Origin of the sequence: uncultured Gimesia sp. (assembly GCF_937919775.1) — a bacterium.
Taxonomy (GTDB): Bacteria; Planctomycetota; Planctomycetia; order Planctomycetales; family Planctomycetaceae; genus Gimesia.
In genome coordinates this window covers 1-3,912 of the sequence record NZ_CALFPF010000358.1, presented here as the reverse complement: position 1 = coordinate 3,912, position 3,912 = coordinate 1, and the positions used below count along the sequence as shown (strand labels likewise).

Genomic DNA, 3,912 nt, shown 5'->3' with positions numbered 1-3,912 from the left:
TCAAAAGTAAGGGCTTATCAGGCTTTCCATTCCTTGGTACATATTAATGTATGAGACTACAACATCATAGGATAATTCGTTCCGCGTCTGTTTTCGGCCTCTGTCTGCTGGGATTGTTTTCCGCGCGCGTGTCGTCTGGCGCGGAAGGCATTGATTATCTCAAACAGATCAAACCGATCCTGGCCGAGAAATGTTACGCCTGCCACAGTTCGCTCAAACAGGAGTCGGAACTGCGGTTGGAAACGCGCGATCTGATGCTGAAGGGGGGGGACAGCGGCGCGGTCATTGTCCCCGGCAAAGTGGATGAAAGTCTGCTGCTGCAGCGCATCCTCGCTACAGAAGACGAGCAGATGCCTCCCCCGCAGGAAGGTTCCCGGCTGTCTGATCATGAAATCGAATTAATCAAAGCCTGGATCCAAGGAGGCGCGGTCTCGCCCAAAGAAGAAATTCCCGGCAGTCCCAAAGATCACTGGTCGTTTCAGCCACCGCTCAAAGCGGACGTCCCACAGATCACCTCTGACGCTGCGGTTTTAAATCCGATCGACGCCTTTCTGGCGGCACAGCGGAAACAGCAGGGACTCGTCACGGTGAAACCGGCGTCGAAACGGGTCTTGTTACGACGCGTTTATCTGGACCTGATCGGTTTGCCGCCGACACAGGCAGAGCTTCAGGACTTTCTGAATGATTCTGACAGTAATGCTTATGAAAAAGTCGTTCAAAAATTATTAGCGAGTCCGCAATACGGCGAACGCTGGGGCCGTCACTGGATGGATATCTGGAGATACACCGACTGGTACGGGCTGGGAGAACAGTTGCGATACAGCCAGAAACATATCTGGCATTGGCGCGACTGGATTATAGAGTCGTTGAATCGGGACAGCAGTTATGCCGAGATGGTGCAGGACATGCTCGCCGCCGATGAACTCAAACCGACCGACCACGAAGCACTGCGGGCGACCGGTTTTCTGGCGCGACATTATTATCTCTTTAACCGCACGACCTGGCTCGACAGCACTCTGGAACATACGTCGAAGGCATTTCTGGGGCTGACGATGAATTGCGCCAAATGTCACGATCACAAGTACGATCCGCTGACACACTTGGATTATTATCAGATGCGAGCGATTTTCGAACCGTATCAGGTGCGTCTCGATGCGCTTCCCGGCGAAACGGATCTGGAAAAAAATGGCTTGCCCCGGATCTTCGATGCGCACGCTGATACTAAAACCTACCTGCATATTCGTGGCGATGAGAAAAAACCCGATCAAAGCCGGGAACTGAAACCTGCCCCTCCCGAACTGTTTTCATTCGATTCCTTTCAGATTACTCCGGTGACTCTGCCACCAGCGGCGCATCATCCGGCTCTGCAAGATTTTGTTCTGCAAGACCAGCTTAAAGTCGCGGATGCAAAAATCGCTGCTGCCCAAAAAACGGTTCAGCAGACGCAGCAGCAACTGGCGAAGCTGGAACAAAAATCACAAACCGAACTGGCTGAGCAGAAGTCGGACGAGAAAGCAACGCCCTTCCTGGTGGACGATTTTAAGCAAGCCAATCCGGAACTCTGGACGACGGGCCCCGGCCAGTGGGCTTATCAGGACGGCAAACTGATACAGACCAAAACGGGTTACGGCCGCGCTTATCTGCGTTCGCAGCAGGATCATCCGCAGAATTTTAAAGCGAACTTCAAATTCAAAACCACCGGCGGCGATAAATGGCGTTCGGTCGGGCTTGCTTTTGATGTCAACGGTCAGCGGGAAAAGATGATCTATCTCAGCGCGGTCAAGCCGGGCTCCAAGCTGCAGATCTCATACAATGAAGGTTCCAAATCCGTATATCCCGCCGATGCGCACCATGGATGTGAAGTCAATCTGAACGAACCCTACGAACTGGAAATTAAAGTCCGCGACCAACTGGTGAATGTGTCTCTGAATGGAGAGCACGCCATCTCCTACCGAGTTCCGCTGCAACGCGAGTCCGGGAAAATCGATCTGCTGGCGTTCGACGCCGCTGCCGAATTTGAGATGATTAATATCAGTTCGCTCTCGGCCGATGAGACCATGATCGACGGCAAACAATCTGCACAGCCTTCATTGACTCTGGTGAAAGCAAAATCGAAAGCCGCCGAAGTCTCCTTGAGAACCGCGCAACTCTATAAAGAAACGTTACAGACCGCTTTCGCGGCTGATAAAGCCCGGTATACCGATCAATCAGAGGCCGAGCAAACAGCTCTAAAACAGGCCGCCGCTCTGGCTGCCAGGAAACATGAATTGGCAGTCGCAGAAGGAAAACTGGCTCAGGCGGAAGAAAAGCGCGAAACAGCGACAGACGACGCGGCTAAGAAAAAAGTCGAGACAGAAATTGCAGCCGCTCAGAAACAGGTTGAGACAGCAAAGCAGGCGATCAGCAAACCGGGAGATAAATACACGCCGCTTCGTGCTTCACTCAAAGCGTTGGAAGGACCCGCGGAAAAGGACGAATCCCGTTATCAGCCTTATCCCGAAACCAGCACCGGGCGTCGTTCGGCATTTGCCCGCTGGATTACGCATCGTCAAAATCCATTGGCGGCCCGCGTTGCTGTCAATCATATCTGGTTGAGACACTTCGGTCAGCCGCTGGTGGATGATGTCACCGATTTCGGACTGCGTGCAAAACAGCCGATTCAACACCAGCTGCTGGACTGGCTTGCGGTTGAGTTCATGGAACACAACTGGAGCATGAAACATCTGCACGCCTTGATGGTCACCTCCCAGGCCTATCAACTCGGCAGTTCTACCATCGACGCGAATTCCCACACACAGGAAAAAGATCCGGAGAATCAATACTACTGGCGGCGCAATATGGTGCGCATGGAATCGGAGGTGATCCGGGACAGTCTGCTCCATCTGGCCGGGGAACTGGATCTGACCAGAGGCGGGCCGACGATCGATCCGGACAAAAACCCCGACAGTAAACGCCGCAGCCTCTATTTTACGACCTCCCGCGATGACAACGATAAGTTCCTCAGTATGTTTGATGCGGCGGACATTTTTGCCTGCTATCGCCGGAATCAAAGTGTGGTTCCGCAGCAGGCATTGGCTCTGGCCAACAGTAAAGTCTCTCTGCAGATGGCCCGCACCATTACCGAACGAATTCACGCAGAACAACCTGAAATCAGCGATCCCGAATTCATCATACTTGCTTATGAGAAAATTCTCTGTGTGGCGCCCACGCCGCAGGAATCCGCCCTTTGCCTGGGCGCATTGGCGGAAACACAGTCCGCATTGAAAGCGAAACAGTTTAAGAATCCGACACAGCGATCGCGTGAAAATCTGGTTCACGCGTTACTCAACCATAACGATTTCATTACGATTCGTTGAAGGTGCGTCATGAATTTACAACATCCATTTCAGAACATCGCAGGCGAACTTCCCCGCCGCAATTTTCTGACGAGCCTCAGTTCCGGTCTCGCAGGAATTTCGCTGGCTGCTTTATTACAGGATGAGGATCGCGCTCAGGCGGCGACCGCGCATCTTCCACCTGATGGAAAACCACATTTTCCCCCGAAAGCGAAGAGCGTCATCTGGATGTTCATGCGGGGGGGCGTCAGCCATATGGAAAGTTTCGACCCCAAGCCGATGCTGACTAAATACGCGGGAAAATCGATTAATGAAACTCCCTGGAAAGGCGTGCAAGAGTCTGAAAAACTGAAACGGGTGCGCGTGGTCGTCGTCAACGATGCTAACGGCCAACAACGGAACAAGGTGTATCCGCTGCAGGTCGGTTTCAAAAAATATGGCGAGAGTGGTATCGAAGTCAGCGACTGGTTTCCCCATATTGGCAACTCTGTGGATGACATTTCCATCGTGCGTTCCATGTGGACGACGGATGACAATCACGGTGCGCAGGTGCAATTCCATTCCGGGCGGCATATGC

General features: G+C 52.8%; 2 protein-coding genes. Both read left to right on the top strand.

Annotated features, from left to right (window positions below; translation table 11 throughout):
* Positions 1 to 128: 128 nt before the first annotated feature.
* Positions 129 to 3,356: a DUF1553 domain-containing protein gene (locus tag Q0294_RS09950; RefSeq protein WP_299464178.1), complete on the top strand. Its 3,228-nt coding sequence runs from the start codon at positions 129 to 131 to the stop codon at positions 3,354 to 3,356.
* 9 nt (positions 3,357 to 3,365) lie between these two features.
* On the top strand, positions 3,366 to 3,912 hold a 547-nt coding region (locus tag Q0294_RS09945), incomplete at its 3' end, for a DUF1501 domain-containing protein (protein ID WP_299464175.1).